Origin of the sequence: Providencia sp. PROV223 (assembly GCF_028479245.1) — a bacterium.
Lineage (GTDB): Bacteria > Pseudomonadota > Gammaproteobacteria > Enterobacterales > Enterobacteriaceae > Providencia > Providencia rettgeri.
Genome location: NZ_JAMPNG010000002.1, coordinates 1 through 25,689 on the forward strand (window position 1 = coordinate 1; position 25,689 = coordinate 25,689).

Consider the following 25,689-nt stretch of genomic DNA (forward strand, 5'->3'; position numbering starts at 1 on the left):
TTGTTCTTCGGCGGCTTGAATTGCAGCTAACTCTGCTTGGCGACGCTGCTCTTCCGCTTCCTCTGCCGCTTGAATCGCAGTTAACTCAACTTGACGCTGACGTGCCATTTCTTCTTCAGCAAGACGCATTGCTTCCGCTTCTTGGCGTTCACGCTCGGCTTTTTCTTCCGCCAGTTTTTTCTCTTCGGCTTCTTGGCGTGCTTGTTCCGCTTGCTCTTCGGCAGCTTGAAGCTCTGCTAGTTTAGCTTCCCGCTCACGTTCTGCTTGCTCGGTTGCCGCATCAATCGCAGCTTGTTGTGCTTCATACTGACGCTGAGCTTCATCTTCTGCCGCTTTAATAGCAGCTTGCTCAGCTTGATGTTGACGTTCCGCTTCGGCTGTTGCGGCATCAACCGCAGCTTCATGGGTTGATTGGTTTTCGACGTCATTAACCACATCATTTTGTTGAGTTTGTTGTTGCTCTTGTTGCTGGGTTTCTTCTTCATTTTTACGCCCAAACCCCAACCATGAAAAAAAACCTTTTTTCTTGTCTTTAGCCATTTGCCACTACACTCCTCGCGGTAAAAATATGGCACTCGATAATCAAATCGCAATAAAATTATATGCAGTCTACCATTTCATCGCTCAGCAACACATATCTGAAAGAAAAATCCTGCCAATTTAATCTGAATTTTCGTGTTAAAACTGTGAAAATGAAGCACTATAATTGAAATACGGCCAATCAGAGATAACAACACTGCAACTTATCGCCTGACAGGTATACAATAGTAACAATCAAATTTAAGTACATAAACCCGTTAAGCAGCAATAAACATTATGGCAAAAAAACCACAATCCCCCTCTTTAGGGCAAATTCGTATTATCGGTGGAAAATGGCGCGGAAGAAAGCTGCCAGTTCGTGATAGTGAGGGCTTACGCCCAACTACAGACAGAATTAAAGAAACGTTATTTAACTGGTTGATGCCAATCATTCGAGATGCGCGTTGCTTAGATTGCTTCGCAGGCAGTGGCTCACTGGGCTTTGAAGCACTTTCTCGTTTTGCAGAAACAGTCACCTTTATTGAGCTCGATAAACACAACGCCCAATTATTGACTGAAAATAAAACTCGCTTACAAGCTGATAACGCAACCGTAGTGAATCACAACAGCCTAAATTTTTTAAGCCAAGCAGGTACACCTTTTGATGTCGTTTTCATTGACCCACCATTTCGCAAAGGACTGCTCAATGAAACCATTCAATTGTTAGAAAAAAATCAATGGTTAGCTGAAGAAAGCTGGATATACGTTGAGTCAGAAGCGGAGTCACCACTTACTGACATTCCAGCTAACTGGCAACTTCATCGCGAAAAAATAGCTGGGCAAGTCGCATATCGCCTTTTTATTCGAACTTCACTTTAGGGACAAAAACATGTTTATCAATATTGGACGCCTGCTCATGATTTGCGTTTGGGGTTTTATGGTCTTTAACCTCGTCCATCCATTCCCTAAGCCATTGAAATATTTCATGGATATTGCAATGGTGTTCATGGTATTTATGCATGCACTGCAAACTATTTTCCTAAAAGCAACGCTTCCTAAAGGGGAAAAAATCTCTGGTTTAGTTCAACTACGCATTTTCTTTTTTGGCGTATTCGAAATGTTAGCCATGCAGAAAAAAACCAAAGCCGCTTTAGAAGAAGCAAAGAAAAGGCAATCAGACCAGTAAAAACTTTATGATGCAGGCTCGAAACGAATAAACCGAGTTCCTTGCATCGTGAGTTTTCCTTCACTGCCTAACGCTACGCTTTGGTATTGTTCTTCTGTCACAATCGTTTTGATAATTTCGCCGCTTGAGCGCGTTTTGAAATAAATTTCATAGCGGAAGGTTTCAGGGGAAACAACATCTCGTTCACGAGAACGCATATTAGGATAAGGGTAATCCTTTTTGTTATCCACCTTGACCAAATAGCTCACCAGCAAAGAGTTATCATTAATTTCATTTTGCTTGCGTTGGTCAAAAAAACGCTTAGTAGCAAGAACCGCAATAACCGCTAAAACAATGATCAATAGTATGGGCTTGTTCATAATGTATGCTTTTCACTTAAAAAATCCGTCATGATAGTTTATCTTATTTAACTAAACAGGACACGTTTCTAAGTTGCCAGACCACTGCCGTGTCATTCATTGAACATATAAGGATGTGTATATGATTAGTTGGCCATTCCTCGCAGTACTCTTTTCTGGTTGGTTATATGTCGATGCCGCCTACCGAGGACCTGGGTGGCAACGTTGGTTATTTCGCCCGATCACACTGCTGCTTTTATTACTTTGGGGGTGGAGTTCCGATGATCTTAACCTGCAAAACTACCTCATTCTTGCTGGATTGCTAGTTTCTCTTGTTGCAGATCTTTCTCGTATGCTTTCAAGTGAGCACTTACTAGCTTCTGTCGCATTGATGTTCTTAAGTTATTTGATTTACACCATCAGCTTTGGAATGCAGCTAAATTTCGGGCTCTATCTACCTTGGCTAGCCGCCCCTCTGATTGTCGCTGCCATTACTTTAGTGTTTATTTGGGGCAAACTTGAAAATCTTCAAGCCATTGTTTTTGCATCACTAATAATGTGTATGATTATGGCATGGGTTGCTGGTGACCAATATTTTGGTCTCGGCCGTGAATATAATTTTTCAATCATGGTTGGTGCATCTCTGCTATTTCTTTCTAACTGTGTTTGGCTAATTGCTCGATTCCGTCTTCCATTTAAAGCTTCAAAAGCTGTTGTTGCAGCGCTCTATTTCCTTGGGCAGTTCTTTATTGTGCGGGCAATTTACTTGTAATTACTACCCGCAAAGACTAAGCCAATTGACTAAAAGTGCTATTTGAGAATTTTATCAATTGGCTCCCCCTTTTTGGTTTGACTCTGGAGTAGACTCCAGAGTGTAGACTTATCAACAATGAATGATAAAACGAATCATTGTTTGATAAGGGGGCGCTTATGCACTCACACTCTCATAAAGAAAATCATGTACATAGCAGTTCTTGTTGCTCTAGTAACAGTACTTGCTCATCTGCTATCGCTGAAAATGACAAAAAAGTGAGTAACGACTCACATACTTCCGAGCACAGTGCAGTGAAGAAAAACCCTGATGACGATGAAGAAGCTCATCATCATATCGGGGGCCATTCTGCACATGAGCATGCAGTAAATGACAATCATCATAAGGGACATAACCACCAGCATGGTAATAGCTGTGGTTTAACTCCGGATGTCGCGAATGAAGTTGAGCCTACCCAAGCGGCTAGCCAGCGCTTTAGCTGGATAATCCGTGGTATGGATTGCCCAAGTTGCGCAAATAAAATTGAAACTGCAGTTAAGCAAATCAGTGAAGTAAAACAAGCCAAAGTATTATTTGCCACAGAAAAACTTGTGGTTGATGCCAACACAGATATTAGTGTGGCAGTTCGCTCTACCGTTGAAACTGCGGGTTATGAATTACTTGAAGTCGGTAGCAATAGTGCGGCAGCAGCTCCACCAAGCTTAATTAGTGAAGCTAAGCCCGTCATTATTTTAGCGATTTTAATGGCTATTAGTTGGGGGATTGAATTTATCAATCCACAGTTGGGTAATATTGCCTTTATTTTAACCACCCTGTTTGGGTTATACCCAATTGCCCGTAAATCATTACGCTTAATGCGAACGGGTTCACCTTTTGCCATCGAAACATTGATGACGGTTGCCGCAATAGGCGCAATCTTTATTCAAGCAACAGAAGAAGCCGCAATGGTTATCTTACTGTTTATGTTAGGCGAAATGTTGGAATCTTATTCTGCCGGAAGGGCCAGACGAGGTGTTAGCGCCTTAATGGCACTGGTTCCAGAAGATGCCGTTTTAATCAAAAATGGGCAAAAAACAACTATTCCTGTTGCGCAGTTACGTCCCGGGGACATTATCGAAATCGCACCAGGTGGGCGTTTACCTACCGATGCCGTGTTAGTATCTGGTTTTGCCAGCTTTGATGAAAGTGCATTAACGGGTGAATCTGTACCTGTCGAACGTAATGTTGGAGATAAAGTGGCTGCAGGTTGCTTATCTGTTGATAGAGCCGTTCAAATGCAGGTGGTATCAGAACAGGGTCAAAATGCGATTGACCGCATTTTACAGCTGATTGAAGAAGCAGAAGAACGTCGCGCACCAATAGAACGTTTTATTGATCGCTTTAGCCGTGTATACACACCAATCATCATGCTGATTTCCGCATTAGTGATTGTTATTCCACCTATTTTCTTCAGCGCACCATGGGAAACATGGATTTATCGCGGGTTAACACTGTTATTGATTGGTTGCCCTTGTGCATTAGTGATTTCAACCCCTGCAGCAATCACCTCCGCATTAGCAACTGCTACACGGCGCGGTGCTTTAATTAAAGGGGGAGCCGCATTGGAGCAACTGGGAACTATCACGACCATTGCTTTAGACAAAACGGGCACACTGACAGAAGGTAAACCCCATGTCACTAACTTAGTCCCTGTTGAAGGCTTGTCAGAAAGTGAATTAGTACAAATCACCGCATCTGTTGAAGTTGGCTCTCACCACCCACTTGCTAAAGCAGTAGTTAATAAAGCGGAAGAACTTTCTTTGACTGTCACTGAAGCGCAAGAGCGTAAGGCACTGGCAGGAAAAGGAATTGAAGGATACCTTAATAACAAACATATCCTTGTTAGCGCACCAAACCGCCTTGATACGCCATTAAACAGTGAGTGGCAAAGTAAAGTAGAAACCTTAGAAGCAGAAGGGAAAACCGTTGTTGTCACACTCGAAAATAACCGCGTGATTGGTTTAACCGCACTGCAAGATACATTGCGCAAAGATGCTGCGGATACGATGAGCATGCTAAAAGCGCTCAACGTGAATGCCGTGATGCTGACAGGTGATAACCCTCGAGCAGCAAGTGCTATTGCAGGCCAATTAGGCATGGAATACCGCGCAGGGTTATTACCGGAAGATAAAGTCACTGCGGTTATGGAGCTTAACCGAAACCACAGCACGATGATGGTCGGTGATGGCATTAATGATGCTCCAGCAATGAAAGCGTCTAGTATCGGTGTTGCCATGGGCAGTGGTACGGATGTGGCATTAGAGACTGCCGATGCCGCGTTAACTCATAACCGTTTAACTGGGCTCGCAGAGATTATTGCGCTATCTCGCGCAACACGAAAAATCATTCGTGAAAATATTGCGATTGCCTTAGGGTTAAAAGCCGTATTCCTCGTCACCAGTTTGTTGGGAATTACCGGGCTTTGGGTCGCCGTTCTTGCTGACTCCGGTGCAACAGCACTCGTAACAGCAAACGCAGTGCGCCTATTACGCGTTAAATTACCTCAAGTGAAAAAGTAATTTATATCAACTGATTTAAACGCCACAATAAGTGGCGTTTTTTCTTTTACAACCTTTCCAATAAATACTGTTATTACAATACGTTAAATACAATTTTAACTTAAGAATTAGGACTAACTTTTTCTCCATCAACCCCAGATTCCGCTAAAATGCATTTTGAAAATCACTCTTTTGGCAAGGTATTAGCGGGTATTGGGTATGGTAAAAAATCACAGTTCAACGCCACATGACGCTGCATTTAAAGGGTTTATGTCTAAACTTGATAATGCACGTGACTTTTTTGATATTCACTTACCCAGCCATATTAAGCAATTATGTGATTTCAAAACATTAGCGATAACAAATTCTTCTTTCATTGATAACCAGCTACGAACTCGTCTTTCGGATATGCTCTACACTGTCGAGACACAGCAAGGTGAAGGCTATATTTATATGTTAGTTGAACACCAATCAACACCCGATAAGCTAATGGGTTGGCGGATGATGCATTATTCGTTCCTTGCCATGAATCAACATTTACAACAAGGCCATCATGATTTGCCCCTGGTTGTGCCAGTTTTATTTTATCATGGAAAGGTAACGCCTTATCCATATGCTAAGCCGTGGACACACTGTTTTCCGTGGCCAGAAATTGCATCAAACTTATATAGTCAACCATTTCCGCTCGTCGATATTACTGTCATTGATGATAATGAACTCGTAAACCATCGCAAAGTTGCGGTTATGGAACTCGCGATGAAGCATAGGGACTTAAGAGATAACATAGAAAAAGTCACGCAGTTGCTAGCTGAAGCGATGAATCAAAATTATCATCATAGCGATGACATCATCACTATTTTCAATTACTTATTTATTACTATGGATTCACCTCACTTTGAAATAGTGGTTAACCAACTTATTGATCAAATTGAAAATAACCAAGAGGCGATTATGAACATTGCGCAACGATTAAAAAATCAAGGAATACAAGAAGGCATAGATATTGGTGTAAATAGAGGCATAGATATTGGAGCAAACAAAAAACAACATGAAGTTGCTCTGAAAGGTTTACAACTCGGTACAAGTATTGAGCTTATCTGTCAGCTCACTGGGTTAACTCATCAGGAAGTATTAAATCTACAATAATCCCCCTGCCTTTTGGCAGGGATTGATACAATGCAATTAGCTAATGGCGGTTAACTCGATTTTTTACGTAACAAATAACGATACGGAGCATTCTCAGCCTCTACCGCTAATAAATCATGCTCCATAAAGCGGCAGAAACCTGGGATATCGCGTGTGGTTGCTGGGTCATCAGCAATAATTAACAACGTTTCCCCATCAGCCATATTACGAACTGTTTTGCGCACTAACATCACAGGCTCTGGGCATCGTAACCCTAGCGTATCAAGGGTTTTCGTTGGATTAGCAAATAAATCAGACATTAAAAAACACTTCTAAAAGGAATCAATAGACTGATTATATAATAAAACGCTCATTGATAAATGAACAGTTTTGCTTTTGTTGCGCAACGAGCGTATGATGCGCTGTTCCCAAATGTTGGGATGTATTTCATGGGTTCCCTCACCCCATTGTGACTAAAAAGGTACAATATGTTTAATTTTACTGCGCAGCAAAAAGCCACTGCGTTAATTTGGCTTTCGTTATTTCATATTTTAATCATTACCTCTAGTAACTACCTCGTGCAGTTGCCAATTAATATTTTTGGCTTCCATACCACTTGGGGTGCTTTTACTTTTCCATTTATTTTCCTTGCTACTGACTTAACCGTACGTATCTATGGTGCACCGCTGGCTCGCCGAATTATAACTGCGGTCATGTTGCCTGCATTACTGATTTCCTACGTTATTTCAGCGTTGTTTTTCCAAGGTGAATGGCAAGGTTTTACCGCTTTATCTGAGTTCAACCTATTCGTTGCTCGTATCGCCGCGGCAAGCTTTATGGCTTACGTACTTGGGCAAATATTAGATGTCAGCGTATTCAATAAGTTGCGCCAAAATGCACGTTGGTATGTGGCACCTGCCTGCGCTATGTTCTTTGGTAACTTAATTGATACTATCGCATTCTTCTTTATTGCATTTTTCCGCAGTAGCGACCCCTTTATGGCCGCAAACTGGGTCGAAATCGCGTTAGTTGACTATGTTTTCAAGTTACTTATTTGCATGCTATTTTTCTTACCTGCTTATGGTGTGCTTTTGAATTTTATCTTGAAATATTTCTTTGCAAACTCAGATAAAAAACAGTTAGTCAATCAGCACTAAACAAAAAAGGAGATAGCTAAATGCTATCTCCAAATAAGTTTAACTGAGCTAAAACAAAGAATAACAACCCTACAATTCAATTAATTACATGCTATAACGCTCTTGCTAGGAGTGAAATCGGGTGCTCACACTTCTTACTTGTCGACATCTCAATTTGCCACTTACAGGTTTCACAGTCAGTAATCACCATATCAGCGCCACTTTCTTCGATTTGGCGGAATAATCCTGCGCCAATCCCTTGAGAAACTTCATAGTTTTCTTTTTTGAAACCATATGTTCCAGCAATACCACAACATTGTGAATCCAGCACAATCAGCTCAACACCTGGTACACGTTTAATTAACTCTAACGTGTAGGAAGTCCAACCCATTTTTTCCATGTGGCATGGTGTGTGATAGGCCACTTTTAACGGTGTGTGTTTGAGCTTCAATTCACGCCCTTCTTCAAGTAGGCGATAGATATAACGTGTTGCCAGCTCAATGTTGTCACGCATCGCTGAAGTGTCGACGTCTAAAACATGGGTATATTCATCACGGATAGTAAAGGTACAGGTTGATGATGTCGCCACCACAGGTACATGTTTCTCAAGAATCGTTTCTTGTAATGATTCAAGATTAACATTCGCTTGGCGTTTCGCTTGTTTCATGAACCCATTGGCAATTAACGCAACACCGCAACATTTTTCGCGTTTAAGTAATTGAACGCCAATATTCATCCCATTGAAGACTTTGATCAGGTCTTTCCCAAGTTGAGGATGGTTATAGTTCACATAGCAACCATGGAAGAATGCAACTTGTTCTTCATATTTGGCTTGTTCAGCAGCTTGTTTTGCATACCAACGACGGAAAGTCCCAAACGAATATTTAGGTAATTCACGGCGATGGTCGATTTTCAATGCTTTATCAAGAATTTGACGAACCGGTTTTAACCCTGTAATGGTATTCACCACGGGTGCAAATGGTGTCGATAACGAGCCCATTAAATCCGTGTGGCTTAATATTGCATCACGAATTTTAGGTTTTTGCTGGCTATAAGTATTACGTGCGCGTGCGATAATATCACCGATTTTTACATCAGATGGGCAAGCCACTTCACAACGCTTACAGTTAGTACAATATTTAAGTGCCTCGTCATATAACATTGGGTCTTTTAAACGTAAACGCTCACCGTCAGGCCCCGCTTGTTTAGGACCAGGGTACAGAGGGTTAACCTTTGCAACAGGGCAATAAGTAGTACACACAGTGCATTTAATACAGCTTTCAAAGCTTGCATCTTGAATACTCATTGCGCCACCTCCGCCTGCATCGCTTTATTTTTACTCATTTCATTGATTATTTGATTCGCTACATATAATGCGCTAATCATTGATACGCCCGCACCACAACCTTGAGTAAGAGGATCAAAACCGCCTAATACGGCACCTGCTACATAAAGATTAGAAATGGCTTTTCCCTCTTTTTGTGCGCGTAGTTTTTCATCGGTTTTCACGCCAAAAGCCATATAAGGCTGGGAAGCGAAAAACTCTTTATTGGTCCATTTTGCACGTTCTGAAATTTCACACAGATCCAATTGCATCAAAGGCTCATAGACACGGTCAAATTCGGCTACCAACCCATTATTGAAAAAACTCCCTGCCGCTAGAACGAAATGCTTAGCTTTTAAAGAGATATCACCATGATTGCGAGTTTGTACCGAATCAATTACCCCATCGATACAATTCACTGAAGTGACTTTATCACCAGGCATCACAATACCGCCTTGGCGACGAAATTGACGCAATAGCAACTCATGTAAACGAATACCTAATAATGATGGCGGTAAAGTCGGCAGTAAGAATAAGGGTTTACCTAACCGTTTTTGTAACTCAATTAATGGCTCATCACTATCAAGTCCTACACAAGCAGGCATGAATATGGTGTCGGCATCAGCCACTAACGGGAGAATTTCTTCAACCATTTGCGCCATATTCTCCGGCCTATCCAACCAACGAGCGACATTAATTGCCCTAAATTCACTCGGATTTTCTCTCAAACGGTCAAGTAAAGGTAAATGAACATAATGAGAACTGGCTTCTATCCCATCACGCTGTAGTTCATCCGCCACCATTTGTGGTTGGAAATCTAAAAACCCTTCGATACCAACAACTGCAATTTTCCCCATTGCCATTTTTTGGTGTAAACCCACCGTTGGGACAGACTCAGGGCTAAGCCACGTCATGCGTTTATGGCCTAAAGGTGTAATGCGATAATGATTTTCTTTACTGCTGCCTTTTAAACGAACGCCACTTTGTTGTAATAAGGATTGAGCCAGATTCGCCAATTCGCTAACCTGATCCTGACCAATAATACTATAAGGGTGAGTCGGAGCCTGCGCTTGTAAAGCATTTAACATTTCTAATGGCTTTTCAACAACTTGCCCATCCGGTAAGTGTGTAAGTAAATCTAATGAACCTGAAGAAAAATGCAGCGCATTTTGCCCGGCGCTAACAATTGCACAAGACAGGCCTGATTGTGTTAAACGAATACCACAAAGTAACCCGGCTAGGCCGCCGCCCATTACCACAGCATCATATTTCATTATCAGCCTCCTTCTGTGCACCCTTACCTAGTGTCGCTTCGTTCATGCCACATAATCCATGATATACCCAACTGGTAAATTCACTTTCACGCAGTGCATCCCCCCAAGCAATTGGACGTACACCTTTCCATCGCTCATTCAGGAAGTGGCCCAGTTGTTGCTCTGTTTCATGAGGTGTTGTGACATTAAAACGATTGAGTAAGCCTGCAGCCCGGCAAGCACATAATTCACCTTGGCAAGTTCCCATCCCCACTCGGGTACGACGCCTTAAATCAAGCAAGTTATTGACCGTCAATGAATTAACAGCATAACGTACTTCACCAGCAGTAACGGCTTCACACTCACAAACTAAACTTTTATCGAGCCTATCCGTACTGAGAATGGCAGAAGCTCTATCGCCATGACGGTAAACCGCTGAGCCACGAATAGGAGCAGGAATAGAAACAACGTTACGTAAGGCTTCTTCTGCGCTGTGCTGCGAGCCCGGTAACGGCGCTTCTGCGGTTGTACATTTGGCGCTATGACCCAGTTTTTCGCAAACTTTATCTGTAGCCCATTCCGCCATCAGGCGATAAGTCATCAACTTGCCACCCGTAATGGTGATGAAACCTTCTAAGCCATCACGTTTAGCGTGGTCTAACAACACAATACCACGGCTCACATTACGCCCTGATGGGTCATCATCACTGGCAACTAATGGTCGAACCCCTGCATACGCACGTAAAATACGCGTTGTCGCAAGTGCAGGAGACAGCATTGAACCTTCGCGAATAAGAATATCCACCTCTTCAGGGGTGACATACATATTATCAATTTGATCATATTCAATATGAGTCGATGTGGTGCCAATCAGGGAAATCGTATCGCCGGGAACCAAAATATCGGCATCTGCAGGTTTACGGCAGCGGTTTATCACCATGTTATTCAAGCGGTGACCTAAAATTAATAATGCCCCTTTTGCAGGGAACATTTTAATTTTTAATTCGCCATACTCTGCGATTTTTTGTCCCCAAATCCCGCCTGCATTAACGACAATTTCTGCATAAATATCATACTGTTTTTTGGCATGGTGATCATAAACCGTCACGCCACGTACAGTATCACTGTCACGAATCAAACCAATGACTTCGTGATAAGTTAACACTTTCGCGCCATGCTCTCTGGCATCTAACATATTTGCTGCAGTCAAACGAAATGGGTCAACCGTGCCATCAGGAACACGAACCGCACCGATTAGATGTGGGTTAACGGAAGGTTCAAGACGAATCGCCTCTTTAGGGTCAATCGCCGTCGCATCAATGCCTGCAGTTTGGCAAGCCGTAATGAATTGTTGCTGATACTCTAAGCTGTCTTCAGGGAGGGTAATAAACAAACCATCTGTTCGCTCAATACAGTGATGCGCGATACGCTTTAAAATCTTGTTCTCTTCTATACATTCTCTGGCAGACTCACCATCAGTGACTGCATAGCGCGCGCCACTATGAAGTAATCCATGGTTACGCCCGGTCGCACCAGTCGCAATATCATGCCTTTCGAGTAAAACGGTTCTTAGACCTCGGCGAGCGCAGTCACGAGCGACCCCTGCACCTGTTGCGCCACCACCAATAATGATGACATCCGTTTCAGTCACAGATGAGCCATTCATGTCGCATTCCTCACATTAATAATAAACGTTTCTATAATAGATAAGTATAGGTTCTATTTTTATAATCTATTATTAAATATAGTCCAGAAACGCGATCAATGTTTGATAAGGAACAAAAACGAAAGCAATAGATCCATTCCCAGTGTTTTAAAGAGCAAAATCGTGATGAAAATCACAAAATAATTAACATTTCTAGTTCCATTCCATTCACAAATGTCATTTACTATGCAACCTCATAAACAAAATCAATAATTGTGCGTTGGATTACAGATAAATTGTTTTTTAACGACTACAATTTAGAGCAATTAAGAAAATAAAGACTCTTAAATTACTCGATTATTTTCGTTTTTGTTACTTCACCAATAATAAACACTCAATATTTCTCTGAAGTAGAGAATGGAAGTGTAAATAAAAATTAGCATGCCATCGGAGGCGTATATGTTAAGCATTTTTAAACCAGCACCTCATATACAGAGGCTGCCAGCTGATAAGGTAGATCCTGTCTATCGTAAGCTTCGCTGGCAGATCTTCATGGGTATTTTCTTTGGTTACGCAGCGTATTATCTAGTCCGAAAGAACTTTGCGTTAGCGATGCCATATCTTGTTGAACAAGGTTTCTCTAAAGGTGACCTTGGTTTTGCATTATCAGGGATCTCAATTGCTTACGGATTTTCTAAATTTATTATGGGGTCGTTTTCCGACCGTGCAAACCCGCGTTATTTCTTACCAGCAGGTTTGATTCTCGCCTCCGCGGTGATGTTAGTCATGGGCTTCGTGCCATGGGCAACATCGAGCATCATGGTAATGTTCGTATTACTGTTCCTTTGTGGTTGGTTCCAAGGTATGGGTTGGCCTCCTTGTGGACGTACCATGGTTCACTGGTGGTCACAAAAAGAACGTGGCGGTATCGTTTCGGTTTGGAACTGTGCGCACAACGTCGGTGGTGGTATCCCTCCATTACTGTTCATGTTAGGTATGGCATGGTTTAACGACTGGAAAGCTGCGCTGTATATGCCTGCATTGGCTGCTATCCTTGTTGCAATCATTGCATTTGCATTAATGCGCGACACCCCGCAGTCTTGTGGTCTTCCTCCAATTGAAGAGTACAAAAACGACTATCCAACTGACTATAAAGCATCAGATGAGCAAGAGTTAACTGCAAAAGAAATCTTCATGAAGTATGTTTTCCCTAACAAACTATTATGGATGATTGCGATTGCTAACGTGTTCGTTTACTTACTGCGTTATGGTGTTTTGGACTGGTCTCCAACTTACCTGCGTGAAGTTAAACACTTCGCAATGGACAAATCTTCATGGGCTTACTTCTTATATGAATACGCAGGTATCCCAGGTACGTTACTGTGTGGTTGGATGTCGGATAAAGTCTTCCGTGGTAACCGTGGAGCCACTGGTGTGTTCTTCATGGTTCTGGTAACCATTGCAACTATCGTGTTCTGGATGAACCCAGCTGGTAACCCAAATGTTGATATGGCATGTATGTTGATCATCGGTTTCCTAATCTATGGTCCTGTTATGTTGATTGGTTTGCACGCCCTTGAACTTGCACCGAAAAAAGCAGCAGGTACAGCCGCAGGATTCACAGGCTTGTTCGGCTACCTCGGTGGTTCTGTAGCAGCAAGTGCTATCGTTGGTTATACCGTAGACTACTTCGGTTGGGACGGTGGCTTCGCAGTCATGATCGGTGGTTCAGCACTGGCCGTTGTTCTACTGTTTATCGTGATGTTGAGCGAAAGCAAACATAAACGTGAATTAGCAAACTCACAATAAACATTCATCAAATGTTCATTGTTAATCGCTAGACTCGTGGGCTATATCAAAAAATGATGTAGCCCATTTTTTTACCCAAATAAAGTGCCAAGGAGATATAATCATGAGCTTTCCATTAAAAACATTGGTGGCTAGTATGGTTTTAGTGATGTCAGTGTCTGCTGTAGCTCAAGCTTCAAGTAAAGTTGTCATTGCACATCGTGGTGCAAGTGGTTACTTACCGGAACATACCCTACCTGCAAAAGCAATGGCTTACGCACAAGGTGCTGATTTTCTTGAGCAAGATTTAGTTATGACGAAAGATAACGAGCTCGTGGTCTTACATGACCATTATCTCGATCGCGTGACAGATGTTGCTGAACGTTTCCCTGATCGCGCCCGTAAAGATGGCCGTTACTATGCGATTGACTTTACCCTTGATGAAATCAAATCACTCAATTTTACAGAAGGATTTGATATTGTTGATGGTAAAAAAGTGCAAAGCTATCCGAACCGCTTCCCAATGGGCAAATCAGACTTCCGCGTTCATACCTTCCAAGAAGAGATTGAATTTGTTCAAGGACTAAACAAATCAACGGGTAAAAATATTGGTATCTACCCAGAAATTAAAGCCCCTTGGTTCCACTTACAAGAAGGCAAAGATATCACCAAAAAAACACTCGAAGTCCTTAAAGAGTATGGCTATACCACCAAGGATTCCAACGTTTATCTACAGTCATTTGACCCTAATGACCTAAAACGTATCAAAAATACTTTGATGCCAGAAATGGGGATAGATCTTAAATTAATTCAATTGATTGCTTACACCGATTGGAACGAAACTCAAGAGCAAAAACCTGACGGAACTTGGGTTAATTACAATTATGATTGGATGATGAAACCGGGTGCAATGAAAGAAATTGCAACCTATGCAGATGGCATTGGCCCTGACTATCATATGCTAATTAGTGAAGAATCCACGCCAACTAATATCAAAGTGAATGGCATGGTTAAAGAAGCTCATGATAACAAAATGGCAGTGCATCCGTTCACTATCCGTGTTGATAAGCTGCCAAAATACGCCAAAGATGGGCAACAGCTTTATGACATTATTTATAACCAAGCCGATGTCGATGGCGCCTTCACAGACTTCCCTGACTTAGGGGTTAAGTTCTTAGAACAGCAGAAACAAAAATAGTTTTCTGGGACAAAATAAGAATGCAGCCATTTGGCTGCATTCAGACTGCTGACAAACATATTATGTTTGGCAGCAAGTCTAATCGGTTTTGAAAATAAATTACGCGATAGTGACAGGGAATGCGATCACATCACTGATTTTATCTGCATTTAAAGCAATCATAATCAGCCTATCAACCCCAACAGCGACACCAGAACAATCAGGTAAACCATGCTCTAAAGCCGCGAGCAAGTGCTCATCAATAGGTGCAGTAGGTAGCCCCATTGCCGCTCGCTTACGGTTGTCTTGTTCAAATCGCTGGCGTTGTTCGCTTGCATCAGTGAGTTCATGGAAACCATTTGCTAGTTCCATTCCCTTATAATACACCTCAAAACGCTCAGCAACACGATGATCTTCCGTGCTAATTACGGCAAGAGACGCTTGGGTTGCAGGGAAATGATACACGACTGCAGGCTTTTCTTTACCAATATGAGGCTCAACGCCCATGGTAAATAGCAGTTGAAGTAAGGTATCTTTATCTTCTTCCTGATCCGCGATATTGCTCAAATCTAAACGGGCTGCAACCTCACGTAATTCACTTTTTTCAGCAGATAACGGGTCAATATCCAAATAGCGTAAAAACGCTTGTTGGTATGAAAGTAGCTCTGCACTCTCACATTCTAAAACTTGTTGCAGTAGGTCATCCACTTCATTGATCAAGCGATACATATCAAAATGCGGGCGGTACCACTCTAACATGGTAAATTCAGGGTTATGATGTCGCCCTGCTTCTTCATTTCTAAAGCTACGACCTAACTGATAGATAGGACCACTACCGGCCGCTAATAAACGTTTCATGTGGTATTCAGGGCTGGTCATTAAATATAAATTAATACCTTGCGCTGCACCAGGGCCCACAAAACGCGTTTCAAATGGAACAAGATGAATGTCAGTGACTGTTGCCTGACTCATTGCGGGGGTTTCGACTTCAAGTACACAACGATCAGTAAAAAAACGTCTGATTTCCGCAATTATTTTTGCGCGCTGTAACAGGTTAGCGATGGGGGCGGTTGGCTGCCAATTCGCTATATCACTCATTAAGATGACTCCAAAATAAACTTAGTCGTGCAGTGTACCCACCTCACAGGCAACACACAATGCATTTACACTGATAATGCATATTTATCTGAACGTAAATACTTGCAACTGTCGGCATGATGATGAGTAAGTAGAGATAGCCTGATTATCTCTTGCTTTATACGATTAGGCAAAGCCTTTACTTTTAGCTTTATCCTACAGAGGTGGGAAGAGTAATGAAAGTAGCCAGAAACATGATTAATTCTTATATTATGTGACATATCTGTTACTAAAAAAGCGAAACGATTCGCTTTCTCAATCTATTTTAAAATTTTCTGTTCAAAATTAAATTTATTCTAAATAATAAATAGTGAGACTCCTCGCAAATTAGCATTCAATATGAATTAAACTCTTCAGCTATAATAATAGTATTAATCACTTATTATTGATAAAACCTGAGTAATTCACTTGGTTTTATACACTAAAAGTCTATGTAAATTTAATGATAATCATTTGAAATTCCTTTTTATTCGGTGTTAACAGCCTAGAAAATCCAGTAATGTAAAAACAATTTATAAAAAGAAGATCTATCTCACACTTTATCGCTAAATTTGGCCAAAACACCCCTCTATATCAAATTTATCTTGAGGACTATTCGCTATAATTCACAGCATGATAAGTCATTATTAGCTATTATATTATTTACTATTAAAAAACAGATATTTCGTAGTTTAGCTTTAAGTTGAACTGAAAATGACGTAGCTAATTATCAAAAGTATTTAAAAGAATTTATCAATTTTACACTTGAACAATGGAGAAGCGCAGTGCAAACCTTCAATGCCGATTTAGCGATTATCGGGGCCGGGGGCGCAGGCTTACGTGCAGCAATTGCTGCCGCTGAAGCAAATCCCAATATCAAGATTGCTCTGGTCTCAAAAGTATACCCAATGCGTAGTCACACTGTGGCCGCAGAGGGGGGATCAGCAGCAGTTACTCAGGCTCATGACTCCTATGACTATCATTTTAATGATACTGTAGCTGGTGGGGACTGGCTGTGTGAGCAAGATGTTGTCGACTATTTTGTCGAACACTGCCCAACAGAAATGACCCAACTAGAGCTATGGGGCTGCCCGTGGAGCCGTAAACCAGATGGTTCAGTTAACGTTCGCCGTTTTGGTGGAATGAAAATTGAGCGTACGTGGTTTGCTGCTGATAAAACTGGCTTCCACATGCTCCATACCCTGTTCCAAACTTCATTAAAATATCCACAAATTCAACGTTTTGACGAACATTTTGTTCTCGATATCATTGTTGATGAAGGCCAAGTCCGTGGTCTTGTCGCGTTAAATATGATGGAAGGAACAAAAGTCCAGATCCGTGCTAATGCCATCGTGATGGCAACTGGCGGTGCTGGACGCGTTTATCGCTACAATACCAATGGCGGTATTGTAACCGGTGATGGTATGGGTATCGCATTCCGCCATGGCGTGCCGCTGCGTGATATGGAATTTGTTCAATATCACCCAACTGGGTTACCGGGTTCAGGTATCTTAATGACCGAAGGTTGTCGTGGTGAGGGCGGGATCCTTGTCAATAAAGACGGCTATCGCTACCTGCAAGACTACGGAATGGGGCCTGAAACTCCACTGGGTAAACCTGAAAATAAATATATGGAACTGGGTCCACGTGACAAAGTTTCCCAAGCGTTCTGGCACGAATGGCGTGCAGGCCGTACGATCAGCACTCACCGTGGTGATGTCGTCTATCTGGATCTACGTCACCTTGGCGCAGAAAAACTGCATGAGCGTTTACCATTTATTTGTGAATTGGCGAAAGCCTACGTAGGTGTTGACCCAGTAACAGACCCAATTCCTGTTCGCCCAACCGCTCACTACACCATGGGTGGTATCGAAACGGATCAACGCACAGAAACACGCATCAAAGGCCTATTTGCTGTCGGTGAGTGTTCTTCTGTTGGCTTGCACGGTGCAAACCGTTTAGGTTCTAACTCATTAGCTGAATTAGTTGTATTTGGTCGTCTGGCAGGTGAAGAAGCCGCTCGCCATGCTGCTGAAGCAACACCAGCCAATGCAAATGCTATCGAAGCCCGTACTCGTGATATCGAAGCTGACCTCAGCAAACTCATGAACCAAAAAGGGAAAGAGAGCTGGTCGAAGATCCGCGACGAAATGGGTATTTCAATGGAAGAAGGCTGCGGTATCTACCGTACCCCCGAATTAATGCAAAAAACCGTTGATAAAATTGCTGAGCTGAAAGAACGCTTCAAACACGTCGAAATTACCGACCATAGCAGCGTATTTAATACTGACCTACTGTACACCATTGAATTAGGCTTTGGCCTTGATGTGGCGGAATGTATGGCTCACTCTGCAATCAACCGTAAAGAATCACGTGGTGCACACCAACGTCTCGATGAAGGCTGTACTGAGCGTGATGATGTTAATTTCCTTAAACATACTTTGGCATTCTATAACCCAGAGGGCTCCCCTCGTTTAGAGTACAGTGACGTGAAAATCACGAAATCTCAGCCAGCTAAACGTGTTTACGGTGCCGAAGCTGAAGCTCAAGATAAGGCGAAGAAGGAGCAAGCTAATGGATGATATGAAACACCTAAAAATGGAGATCATGCGTTACAATCCGGAAACGGATAGTGAGCCCCATTTGGTGACGTATGATGTCCCTTACGACGAGCAAACTTCTTTGTTAGATGCGTTAGGCTATATCAAAGATAACCTCGCTCCAGACCTGTCTTACCGTTGGTCTTGTCGTATGGCGATTTGTGGTTCTTGCGGCATGATGGTGGATAAAGTACCTAAACTGGCGTGTAAAACATTCCTGCGTGAATACCCGCAAGGTATGAAAGTTGAGCCATTAGGTAACTTCCCAATCGAGCGCGACCTTGTTGTTGATATGACTAACTTTATTGAGCGTTTAGAAGCGATCAAACCGTATATTATCGGTAATGACCGTAAACCTTCTGAAGGCCCAAATAAGCAAACGCCTGCACAGATGGCCAAATACCATCAATTTTCAGGCTGTATCAACTGTGGTCTGTGCTATGCAGCTTGCCCACAATTTGGACTGAACCCAGAGTTCATCGGCCCAGCCGCGATCACATTGGCAGAGCGCTACAATTTAGATAACCGAGACCATGGTGCGAAAGAACGCATGACCTTATTAAACGGTGACAATGGTGTCTGGAGCTGTACGTTTGTAGGCTACTGTTCTGAAGTCTGTCCTAAGCATGTTGACCCTGCGGGTGCGATCCAACAAGGGAAAGTTGCCAGCGCGCAAGACTTTGTTATCGCCATGCTGAAGCCACGATAAGGAGAATTGAAGTCATGACTACGAAACGTAAACCCTATGTCAGAGAAATGAAGGGTGATTGGTGGCAAAAGCTGGGTTTTTACCGCTTTTACATCATGCGTGAAAGTACCTCCGTCCTTCAGGTCTGGTTCAGTATTTTAGTCCTGTATGGGGTATTTGCGCTGAAAAGCGGTCCAGAATCATGGGCTGGCTTTGTTGGGTTCTTAAGCAACCCAATCATTCTTATCATTAACATTATTACTTTGGCGGCAACATTATTGCACACCACAACGTGGTTCAAACTTGCACCAAAAGCCGTCAGTATTATTGTAAAAGATAAGAAAATGTCTGAGGAGCCTATCGTTAAAGGCTTCTGGGCTCTTACGATTGTTGTTACGGCAGCAATCTTAGCAATCGCATTGTTATTTTAATCTAAGGAGAATCTGATGAATCTAACGCCTAAACGTTCCGATGAGCCGATTTTCTGGGGGTTATTTGGTGCAGGTGGTATGTGGAGTGCTGTAATTGGCCCTGCAATCATCATTCTGTTAGGAATTTTAATTCCTCTCGGTGTGGCACCAGAAATGCTGAGCTATGAGCGCATTATGGCATTTAGCCAAAGCTTTATCGGCCGCGTTTTCTTATTACTGATGATTATTTTGCCAGTTTGGTGTGGTATGCACCGTATCCACCATACGCTGCACGACTTTAAAATCCATGTCCCTGCGACAAAATGGGTTTTCTACGGTGGCTCAGCAATCATTAGTGTAATTGCAATTATTGGTGTATTTACTCTGTAAATAATGCAATCACACATTATTTTAATAAAAGGTATGACAGCACATTGTCATACCTTTTCTTTTTTAGGGCTTAAAGCCTCGAATAAGTGATTCTAAACCAAACAAAAATGCTTCTGTTCCATCATCATTATCCATGATTTGAATAGCTTCTTTTAATAACAATGGCATCGCTCCGTCTTGTTCAACATCTCTCTCACCCATTGCTGCCAAATGTTCTTGCTGCTCAAGTACTGAACCTAATGTAAAGTGCCCCACTGCACTCACTGCGTAAAGGCCACTTTTTAATGAAAAACCGCTATCAATCATAAACTGCAATTGTTTTTCCACCGTGGCGTATTGCTCTGCACTAGGCCGCGTGCCTAAATGTACCTTTGCCCCATCACGGTAGCTAAGTAAGGCTCGACGAAAACTTAGTGCATTATGGCGCAAGAACTCCCGCCACGTTTCACCTTCAACAGGTAATGGATGGTCATGATGTCGTTTTAGCATTTCAACCGATAATGCATCCAACAATGTGCGCTTGTTCTTTACATGCCAATACAGTGTGGGTTGCTCAACCCCGAGCTTTTGAGCCAATTTTCGCGTTGTCAGTCCTTCCATTCCCACTTCATTCAGCAAATCTAGTGCAGCCGTAATAATGGTTTCTTTATCCAATCTTGCCATCGCTTTCCCCTTAATTTTCTATTGACACTCTATCACTGATAGGGATACATTCCAAATCTATCAATGATAGAGAAATGAATAATGAATAAATTTGCGATCACTGCATTAACGATCACCGCCCTTGATGCTATGGGGATCGGTTTGATCATGCCTGTTTTACCTGCCTTACTCCGCGAGTATGTGACGCTAGAAAACTTGGCAAATCATTACGGTATCTTGCTGGCTTTGTACTCCATCATGCAGGTATTTTTTGCCCCAATACTGGGCAGATGGTCTGATAAATTCGGTCGCAAGCCTATTTTGTTGATCTCCCTTGCAGGAGCCGTACTGGACTACAGTTTATTGGCTTTATCGAGCTCACTTTGGATGCTGTATTTAGGCCGTTTAATTTCAGGGATCACTGGCGCAACAGGCGCCGTAGCGGCTTCTGTTATTGCCGACAACACTGCCCCACAAGAACGCACTAAGTGGTTTGGGCGATTAGGCGCAGCATTTGGCGTGGGGTTAATCGCCGGCCCTGCGATTGGGGGTTTTGCAGGGCAATTTTCCCCACATTTACCTTTTGTTATTGCGGCTATTTTGAATGCGTGCTCTTTTGTCGTGATCTGGCTTATTTTTAAAAATAAAAATGCCATACAGAATGATCAAAATGAAACTGTAGAGCTGTCAGTTCCCTTCATACAGCTGATAAAACCCATTATTTTGCTACTTTTTGTCTTTTTTATGGCACAGTTAATTGGTCAGATCCCTGCAACAACCTGGGTGCTATTTACCGAAAATCGCTTCCAATGGAATAGTGTGCAAGTTGGGTTATCTTTGGCGGGCTTAGGCGTTATGCATGCCCTATTCCAAGCTTTTATTGCTGGAGCCATTGCCAAAAAATTCAATGAAAAGGTAACAATCATTGTCGGCTTTGTCGCAGACGGAAGCGCATTTATTATTTTGTCATTACTCACCGAAGGTTGGATGATTTACCCTACATTAATCTTACTCGCCGGTGGTAGTATTGCATTACCAGCACTACAAGGGTTGATGTCAGCTCACGTCAATCACGCTAATCAAGGTAAATTACAAGGAGTATTAGTGAGTTTAACCAATGCCACAGGGGTAATTGGCCCATTACTATTTAGCGTTATTTTTGGCCAAACATTGCTGATATGGGACGGTTGGGTGTGGATGATTGGGGCTATGCTTTATGCGTTACTTATCGTCATTTATTTACTTTTTTGTGCTAAAAAAGCTTTAGAAACAAAAGAAATAAAACTATCGGCAGGCTAAATGTTAGGGTAACTCATTTAAATGCTATGATGCCTGAATAACCTTTGTTGTGAAAAGAACATTAAGAGAAAAACTCAATGACAACACCACCTAAAAAGCCAAGAACGAAACCTGCGGAAGAAAGGTTAGATGACCTGATGAATGCAGCGGAAAAACTCTTTCTTTCTAAAGGGTTTGTCAATACAACTGTCAGTGAAATTGTCATCGCTGCCGATGTCGCAAAAGGTACTTTTTATCACTACTTCCAATCCAAAAATGACATTATGGAAGCCTTACGCACACGCTACATGGACTGGTATTTAGGCTACATTCAATCTGCTTTAGATTCACAAAAAAGTGCCACTGCCAAGCTGAAATCGTGGTGTGAAAATAGCGTCAAATACTATGTTGAAAAACAAAATATTCACGACATGCTATTTCATGACGAATACCACGGCCGCAGTAATGATCATGAAACCCGTGCAGTTGAACAGATTAAAGCTATTTTAGCTTTTGGTGAGCAAAACAAAGCATGGCCAGAATTGCCACATGAATTGATGGCGACAATAATTTATCACTCCATGCATGCTGCTGTTGATAATTTAGCCAATAGTACTGAGTATGATCAACATACTCTGGGCGAGATCCTATACCAACGTTTCAGCCAACTCATCAAATAACACATTTAATACTGGGTTTTATTTTTCATCCGCAAAATTTTTGTATACCCAATAGGGTGGCAATCTTATTTTCTATTACTATAGCTCTATAATTTATGATGATTTCCCCCCTAACGGGGGGATTAAATCATGGTTAACACTAAGCAGGGTTTGGTTTTGGCAAACAAGCAGATACAAAGTAAAAAAGCCCACAAACCGCAATAAATAGCCCAACATAACCTAGGTTAAAGTGACCTAAATAACTGACAATCAGAGGGGTGATCCCACCGATAGAGGCAGCTGCGCTATTATAACCAACACCTAATATTGTTGCCTGCCCATTAGATTTGCCCATCAGTACCGCTGATAAATTACACAATATCATCGCTGAGTATGCGGACATAACAACTTGAGTAAAAAAGACTAGAAGCAAACTATCTATTTGTAATAAAAAATAAAGTGGCGCTGAAAACAACACCATCCCTTTAACGCCCATATCAAAAACAGATTTAGCCGAACTATACTTGTCTGTTAGCCAACCGCATATCATCATAAAAACTAGCAATAAACCGGATGAAAATATTTCATAATAATTTTTTATCTCATCTATCTTTAATTGTTGAATAATTAGTGAGGTTGACAAACTTTGAGAGTAAAAAGTGACAGTACCTGGAATGGTAAATAAGAATACCAAAAAAACACGGTACCAACTGAACATTATTTTTCTGTTTAATTCATTTTTATAATTAGGTAATTTAGCTCTAAACCAAAAGCTAATAAAAATATTAACCAAACCAATTAACAATGGAATTCTCCAGCCAATTGACTGCATAGTATATTCAGATAACGTATTCTTTAGTATGAAAACGATAGCTAATGATGCAATGACCCCACACAAAGAACTACCAACAATAATTGACGAAACTCTAGATCGAATATTTCCATCTAAATCCTTAAATAAATATGTAATTAGAGAGGGAAATTCACCTGCGAAGCTAAAAGAAAGAGCCAATTGTAAAATTAATATCACTAATGGCGTATAGTTCCCTAATAATTCAATGGGTAACAGTGCCATCATTAATGTTGCCGTACCGGTTATCAAGCTTGTTAATACTAGGGCTGACTTTTTTCCTACCGTATCAGCATAGCGGCCGATAACATATCCGCCTAAAGGGCGGATTAAAAAACGTAATGCAAAGATACCCCATACCATTTCTGTCGCTTGAGAATAACCTAATTTAGTTAATTCAATACTTAAATAAGTAGATATAGCTGCAAAAACTGCAATATCATAGTATTCCAAAGCATTACCAGCAACCGCACCAAACCTGAATTTCCATTTCATTTTTGTCCCTTTTCTATTAATGACTTTCCTTGTAGCAAAATATTCTGACCTTTAAGGATAACTCACCAGAGACTCCAAGCAAGCAAGGGTAATGCCATTTTCTTTTAATGCCTGAAATAAGCCGCTAGGTGAAGTATAAGAGCAACCTAATTTTTCCTTAATACGTTGGATACGTTTATTTTCAGTCGCTTCCGAACAACCTTGGATATAACTGATTTCTTTTACACGACAATGTGATAATAACAATCGAATACTAATTATTTCTTTACGAGTAAAACGAATATTACCAAAACGCATATAAGGATGAATATCTAAAGGTTCAAGCTCTTGTTCACTAAGCTTATAAACTCTATTCTGTGGAAACTTAATTTCCTCGCGCAAGGGTAAAATAGCATAATTATCTTTGCCTTTTTTCCATGATTCATACGCAAAATCTATAATCGTTGGCCTACACTTATAAAGTGATATCATATCGTTGAGTGAAATTATCCTCCTAGAATTAATGGAGACAATGTCATACATGTTTCCATACTTCGCACAAAAATCAATTTTCAATTTTCTTTTTTTAGTTTTTGCTAATGTGTTTATAAAGCTTTCTGAGTAATTACTCCAGTATTGAATCCCTGGAGATAACCGTTCACTTAAACGTAAATCTAAATCAGCATTCCAATATATGAGCAGCCATTCGTAATTATTTGACATAATACTCACTTGCTTATTACTAAGATCAACTCTGGTTATGGACAAATCTATATCATTCCAATCAAAATACTTTGAAAAAAGGCTTGTTAAATTAGAACAGGATTTTTCTAATAAATTATTTTCTATATCCATACACTATCCTTAATTTGATTATTTTTTTAAATTATTAGATTAAAATTAATACTTTTAAAAAACAGTATACTTATTAGTATCTGGAAGTTAATGAATTAAAGGCTCCACATCCCTACTCTCAATTTGGTTAATAATTCAATACGTTAAAATAGATATTTTAAATTAAGGGTAACTTACCAGAGACTCCAGACAAGCAAGGGTAATGCCATTTTCTTTTAATGCCTGAAATAAACCGCTAGGTGAAGTATAAGAGCAACCTAATTTTTCCTTAATACGTTGAATACGTTTATTTTCAGTCGCTTCCGAACAACCTTGGATATAACTAATTTCCTTTACCCGGCAATGTGATAATAGTAATCGGATAGTCATCATTTCTTTACGGGTAAAACGAATATTACCAAAACGCATGTAGTGGTGAGCATCTAAAATATCTCGGTTATTATCTTCAATTTTTTGAGATAAGCTTATGTCAGCCCTAAGTGGTAAAATAATATTTTCATTATCTTTCCAGGCATGTTGGGAGTAATCAGAAATAACTGCTCTTAATTTATAGAGTTCTAATAATTCATTACTTGTAAATTTTTTCCTTGAATTTATTGAGGTAATTTCATATATACCACCATATTGGGTACAAAAATCCACCTTCATTTCTTTCTTATCTGTTTTAGATAATGTTTTTTGGAATGCGGCAGAGTAATTATTCCAATATTGAATACCGGGGGTTAATCGTTCCTTTACTTTTTTATCTAGGTCATCATCCCAAAACATTAAAACCCACTCATAGTGATTTGAAATAACTTTTACCACGTTATTTGTTACATCCACTCTACTGTAAGTCACATCCATATCATTCCAATCGAAATATTTTAAAAACTTATCACCAAAACCAGAACAAGACAGTTCTAAGTGTTTATTTTCAATATTCAT

24 protein-coding genes and 1 pseudogene are annotated in these 25,689 nt (G+C 41.1%); 14 read left to right on the forward strand and 11 right to left on the reverse strand.

Annotation, left to right across the window (positions count from 1 at the left end; all coding sequences use genetic code 11):
* Positions 1 to 540, reverse strand: a pseudogene (locus tag PR767_RS02795) (signal recognition particle-docking protein FtsY); the annotation flags it as partial.
* Positions 541 to 816: 276 nt separating this feature from the next.
* On the opposite strand from PR767_RS02795, the gene rsmD reads away from it, so the two are divergent.
* Both rsmD and PR767_RS02805 read left to right on the forward strand, forming a co-directional pair.
* Positions 817 to 1,398: a 16S rRNA (guanine(966)-N(2))-methyltransferase gene (rsmD, locus tag PR767_RS02800; protein WP_164529175.1), complete on the forward strand. Its 582-nt coding sequence runs from the start codon at positions 817 to 819 to the stop codon at positions 1,396 to 1,398.
* 10 nt (positions 1,399 to 1,408) lie between these two features.
* Positions 1,409 to 1,705 (forward strand): DUF1145 family protein, encoded by a 297-nt coding sequence (locus PR767_RS02805; protein ID WP_004908141.1) that lies wholly within the window; start codon positions 1,409 to 1,411, stop codon positions 1,703 to 1,705.
* Between the two features lie 5 nt (positions 1,706 to 1,710).
* On the opposite strand, the gene PR767_RS02810 is transcribed toward PR767_RS02805, so the two are convergent.
* Positions 1,711 to 2,064 carry a DUF2500 domain-containing protein gene (locus tag PR767_RS02810; RefSeq protein ID WP_109911656.1) on the reverse strand — a complete coding sequence of 118 codons (354 nt, stop codon included), beginning with the start codon at positions 2,062 to 2,064 and terminating at the stop codon, positions 1,711 to 1,713.
* 121 nt (positions 2,065 to 2,185) lie between these two features.
* Here PR767_RS02810 and PR767_RS02815 point away from each other — a divergent pair, with 121 nt between their 5' ends.
* The 3 genes from PR767_RS02815 (at position 2,186) to PR767_RS02825 (ending at position 6,498) form a co-directional block, all read left to right on the forward strand.
* Positions 2,186 to 2,815: a lysoplasmalogenase gene (locus PR767_RS02815; protein WP_004908138.1), complete on the forward strand. Its 630-nt coding sequence runs from the start codon at positions 2,186 to 2,188 to the stop codon at positions 2,813 to 2,815.
* 158 nt (positions 2,816 to 2,973) lie between these two features.
* Complete coding sequence (locus tag PR767_RS02820; RefSeq protein WP_272519859.1) at positions 2,974 to 5,373, forward strand: zinc/cadmium/mercury/lead-transporting ATPase; 2,400 nt, start codon at positions 2,974 to 2,976, stop codon at positions 5,371 to 5,373.
* A 198-nt stretch (positions 5,374 to 5,571) separates the two neighbouring features.
* Positions 5,572 to 6,498: an Rpn family recombination-promoting nuclease/putative transposase gene (locus tag PR767_RS02825; RefSeq protein WP_117162569.1), complete on the forward strand. Its 927-nt coding sequence runs from the start codon at positions 5,572 to 5,574 to the stop codon at positions 6,496 to 6,498.
* Between the two features lie 50 nt (positions 6,499 to 6,548).
* Here PR767_RS02825 and tusA read toward each other — a convergent pair whose 3' ends face one another.
* Positions 6,549 to 6,797, reverse strand: coding sequence for a sulfurtransferase TusA (tusA, locus tag PR767_RS02830; protein WP_004908132.1), 249 nt, complete (start codon positions 6,795 to 6,797; stop codon positions 6,549 to 6,551).
* Between the two features lie 168 nt (positions 6,798 to 6,965).
* Between tusA and PR767_RS02835 the strand changes: the two genes are divergently transcribed.
* The gene (locus PR767_RS02835) at positions 6,966 to 7,634 is read left to right on the forward strand and encodes a 7-cyano-7-deazaguanine/7-aminomethyl-7-deazaguanine transporter (protein ID WP_004908130.1); all 669 of its coding nucleotides are present in this window, start codon (positions 6,966 to 6,968) and stop codon (positions 7,632 to 7,634) included.
* A gap of 91 nt (positions 7,635 to 7,725) precedes the next feature.
* On the opposite strand, the gene glpC is transcribed toward PR767_RS02835, so the two are convergent.
* From glpC to glpA, 3 genes are read right to left on the reverse strand one after another with little or no spacing between them, the layout of a single operon-like run.
* Positions 7,726 to 8,919 (reverse strand): anaerobic glycerol-3-phosphate dehydrogenase subunit GlpC, encoded by a 1,194-nt coding sequence (glpC, locus tag PR767_RS02840; RefSeq protein WP_109911654.1) that lies wholly within the window; start codon positions 8,917 to 8,919, stop codon positions 7,726 to 7,728.
* Positions 8,916 to 10,211: a glycerol-3-phosphate dehydrogenase subunit GlpB gene (glpB, locus tag PR767_RS02845; protein ID WP_272519860.1), complete on the reverse strand. Its 1,296-nt coding sequence runs from the start codon at positions 10,209 to 10,211 to the stop codon at positions 8,916 to 8,918. The genes glpC and glpB overlap by 4 nt, the downstream gene beginning before the upstream one ends.
* Positions 10,201 to 11,856: an anaerobic glycerol-3-phosphate dehydrogenase subunit A gene (gene glpA / locus PR767_RS02850; protein ID WP_109911652.1), complete on the reverse strand. Its 1,656-nt coding sequence runs from the start codon at positions 11,854 to 11,856 to the stop codon at positions 10,201 to 10,203. The genes glpB and glpA overlap by 11 nt, the downstream gene beginning before the upstream one ends.
* Positions 11,857 to 12,294: 438 nt before the next feature.
* On the opposite strand from glpA, the gene glpT reads away from it, so the two are divergent.
* Positions 12,295 to 13,644 carry a glycerol-3-phosphate transporter gene (gene glpT, locus PR767_RS02855; RefSeq protein WP_109911651.1) on the forward strand — a complete coding sequence of 450 codons (1,350 nt, stop codon included), beginning with the start codon at positions 12,295 to 12,297 and terminating at the stop codon, positions 13,642 to 13,644.
* 103 nt (positions 13,645 to 13,747) lie between these two features.
* The gene (glpQ, locus tag PR767_RS02860) at positions 13,748 to 14,821 is read left to right on the forward strand and encodes a glycerophosphodiester phosphodiesterase (protein ID WP_004908121.1); all 1,074 of its coding nucleotides are present in this window, start codon (positions 13,748 to 13,750) and stop codon (positions 14,819 to 14,821) included.
* Positions 14,822 to 14,920: 99 nt separating this feature from the next.
* Here the strand turns inward: glpQ and epmA are convergent, their stop codons facing one another.
* Positions 14,921 to 15,898 carry an elongation factor P--(R)-beta-lysine ligase gene (gene epmA, locus PR767_RS02865; protein ID WP_004908119.1) on the reverse strand — a complete coding sequence of 326 codons (978 nt, stop codon included), beginning with the start codon at positions 15,896 to 15,898 and terminating at the stop codon, positions 14,921 to 14,923.
* Positions 15,899 to 16,701: 803 nt separating this feature from the next.
* Here epmA and frdA point away from each other — a divergent pair.
* From frdA to frdD, 4 genes are read left to right on the forward strand one after another with little or no spacing between them, the layout of a single operon-like run.
* Positions 16,702 to 18,498, forward strand: coding sequence for a fumarate reductase (quinol) flavoprotein subunit (gene frdA, locus PR767_RS02870; RefSeq protein WP_004258614.1), 1,797 nt, complete (start codon positions 16,702 to 16,704; stop codon positions 18,496 to 18,498).
* Complete coding sequence (locus PR767_RS02875) at positions 18,491 to 19,225, forward strand: succinate dehydrogenase/fumarate reductase iron-sulfur subunit (RefSeq protein WP_272519861.1); 735 nt, start codon at positions 18,491 to 18,493, stop codon at positions 19,223 to 19,225. The genes frdA and PR767_RS02875 overlap by 8 nt, the downstream gene beginning before the upstream one ends.
* Before the next feature lie 14 nt (positions 19,226 to 19,239).
* Entirely contained in the window at positions 19,240 to 19,635 is a 396-nt protein-coding gene (gene frdC / locus PR767_RS02880; protein WP_109911650.1) for a fumarate reductase subunit FrdC, read from the forward strand.
* 15 nt (positions 19,636 to 19,650) lie between these two features.
* Complete coding sequence (frdD, locus tag PR767_RS02885) at positions 19,651 to 20,004, forward strand: fumarate reductase subunit FrdD (RefSeq protein WP_004258620.1); 354 nt, start codon at positions 19,651 to 19,653, stop codon at positions 20,002 to 20,004.
* Positions 20,005 to 20,067: 63 nt separating this feature from the next.
* On the opposite strand, the gene tetR is transcribed toward frdD, so the two are convergent.
* The gene (tetR, locus tag PR767_RS02890; protein ID WP_210845093.1) at positions 20,068 to 20,667 is read right to left on the reverse strand and encodes a tetracycline resistance transcriptional repressor TetR; all 600 of its coding nucleotides are present in this window, start codon (positions 20,665 to 20,667) and stop codon (positions 20,068 to 20,070) included.
* Positions 20,668 to 20,748: 81 nt separating this feature from the next.
* Between tetR and tet the strand changes: the two genes are divergently transcribed.
* Positions 20,749 to 21,945 carry a Tet(A)/Tet(B)/Tet(C) family tetracycline efflux MFS transporter gene (tet, locus tag PR767_RS02895; RefSeq protein ID WP_123382255.1) on the forward strand — a complete coding sequence of 399 codons (1,197 nt, stop codon included), beginning with the start codon at positions 20,749 to 20,751 and terminating at the stop codon, positions 21,943 to 21,945.
* A gap of 77 nt (positions 21,946 to 22,022) precedes the next feature.
* Complete coding sequence (locus PR767_RS02900; protein ID WP_272519862.1) at positions 22,023 to 22,604, forward strand: TetR/AcrR family transcriptional regulator; 582 nt, start codon at positions 22,023 to 22,025, stop codon at positions 22,602 to 22,604.
* A 139-nt stretch (positions 22,605 to 22,743) separates the two neighbouring features.
* Here PR767_RS02900 and PR767_RS02905 read toward each other — a convergent pair whose 3' ends face one another.
* The 3 genes from PR767_RS02905 to PR767_RS02915 all read right to left on the reverse strand — a co-directional run bounded on the left by PR767_RS02905 (position 22,744) and on the right by PR767_RS02915 (position 25,689).
* On the reverse strand, positions 22,744 to 23,928 hold the full coding sequence (locus tag PR767_RS02905) for an MFS transporter (protein WP_272519863.1): 1,185 nt from the start codon (positions 23,926 to 23,928) through the stop codon (positions 22,744 to 22,746).
* Positions 23,929 to 23,979: 51 nt separating this feature from the next.
* Positions 23,980 to 24,762: a helix-turn-helix transcriptional regulator gene (locus PR767_RS02910; protein ID WP_272519864.1), complete on the reverse strand. Its 783-nt coding sequence runs from the start codon at positions 24,760 to 24,762 to the stop codon at positions 23,980 to 23,982.
* A 162-nt stretch (positions 24,763 to 24,924) separates the two neighbouring features.
* Positions 24,925 to 25,689: a helix-turn-helix transcriptional regulator gene (locus PR767_RS02915; RefSeq protein WP_109911644.1), complete on the reverse strand. Its 765-nt coding sequence runs from the start codon at positions 25,687 to 25,689 to the stop codon at positions 24,925 to 24,927.

Bases quoted from the DNA above. Each gene is read 5' to 3' on its own strand.
- rsmD (WP_164529175.1), top strand. From the start codon at position 817: ATGGCAAAAAAACCACAATCCCCCTCTTTAGGGCAAATTCGTATTATC.
- PR767_RS02805 (WP_004908141.1), top strand. From the start codon at position 1,409: ATGTTTATCAATATTGGACGCCTGCTCATGATTTGCGTTTGGGGTTTT.
- PR767_RS02810 (WP_109911656.1), bottom strand. From the start codon at position 2,064: ATGAACAAGCCCATACTATTGATCATTGTTTTAGCGGTTATTGCGGTT.
- PR767_RS02815 (WP_004908138.1), top strand. From the start codon at position 2,186: ATGATTAGTTGGCCATTCCTCGCAGTACTCTTTTCTGGTTGGTTATAT.
- PR767_RS02820 (WP_272519859.1), top strand. From the start codon at position 2,974: ATGCACTCACACTCTCATAAAGAAAATCATGTACATAGCAGTTCTTGT.
- PR767_RS02825 (WP_117162569.1), top strand. From the start codon at position 5,572: ATGGTAAAAAATCACAGTTCAACGCCACATGACGCTGCATTTAAAGGG.
- tusA (WP_004908132.1), bottom strand. From the start codon at position 6,797: ATGTCTGATTTATTTGCTAATCCAACGAAAACCCTTGATACGCTAGGG.
- PR767_RS02835 (WP_004908130.1), top strand. From the start codon at position 6,966: ATGTTTAATTTTACTGCGCAGCAAAAAGCCACTGCGTTAATTTGGCTT.
- glpC (WP_109911654.1), bottom strand. From the start codon at position 8,919: ATGAGTATTCAAGATGCAAGCTTTGAAAGCTGTATTAAATGCACTGTG.
- glpB (WP_272519860.1), bottom strand. From the start codon at position 10,211: ATGAAATATGATGCTGTGGTAATGGGCGGCGGCCTAGCCGGGTTACTT.
- glpA (WP_109911652.1), bottom strand. From the start codon at position 11,856: ATGAATGGCTCATCTGTGACTGAAACGGATGTCATCATTATTGGTGGT.
- glpT (WP_109911651.1), top strand. From the start codon at position 12,295: ATGTTAAGCATTTTTAAACCAGCACCTCATATACAGAGGCTGCCAGCT.
- glpQ (WP_004908121.1), top strand. From the start codon at position 13,748: ATGAGCTTTCCATTAAAAACATTGGTGGCTAGTATGGTTTTAGTGATG.
- epmA (WP_004908119.1), bottom strand. From the start codon at position 15,898: ATGAGTGATATAGCGAATTGGCAGCCAACCGCCCCCATCGCTAACCTG.
- PR767_RS02875 (WP_272519861.1), top strand. From the start codon at position 18,491: ATGGATGATATGAAACACCTAAAAATGGAGATCATGCGTTACAATCCG.
- frdC (WP_109911650.1), top strand. From the start codon at position 19,240: ATGACTACGAAACGTAAACCCTATGTCAGAGAAATGAAGGGTGATTGG.
- frdD (WP_004258620.1), top strand. From the start codon at position 19,651: ATGAATCTAACGCCTAAACGTTCCGATGAGCCGATTTTCTGGGGGTTA.
- tetR (WP_210845093.1), bottom strand. From the start codon at position 20,667: ATGGCAAGATTGGATAAAGAAACCATTATTACGGCTGCACTAGATTTG.
- tet (WP_123382255.1), top strand. From the start codon at position 20,749: ATGAATAAATTTGCGATCACTGCATTAACGATCACCGCCCTTGATGCT.
- PR767_RS02900 (WP_272519862.1), top strand. From the start codon at position 22,023: ATGACAACACCACCTAAAAAGCCAAGAACGAAACCTGCGGAAGAAAGG.
- PR767_RS02905 (WP_272519863.1), bottom strand. From the start codon at position 23,928: ATGAAATGGAAATTCAGGTTTGGTGCGGTTGCTGGTAATGCTTTGGAA.
- PR767_RS02910 (WP_272519864.1), bottom strand. From the start codon at position 24,762: ATGGATATAGAAAATAATTTATTAGAAAAATCCTGTTCTAATTTAACA.
- PR767_RS02915 (WP_109911644.1), bottom strand. From the start codon at position 25,689: ATGAATATTGAAAATAAACACTTAGAACTGTCTTGTTCTGGTTTTGGT.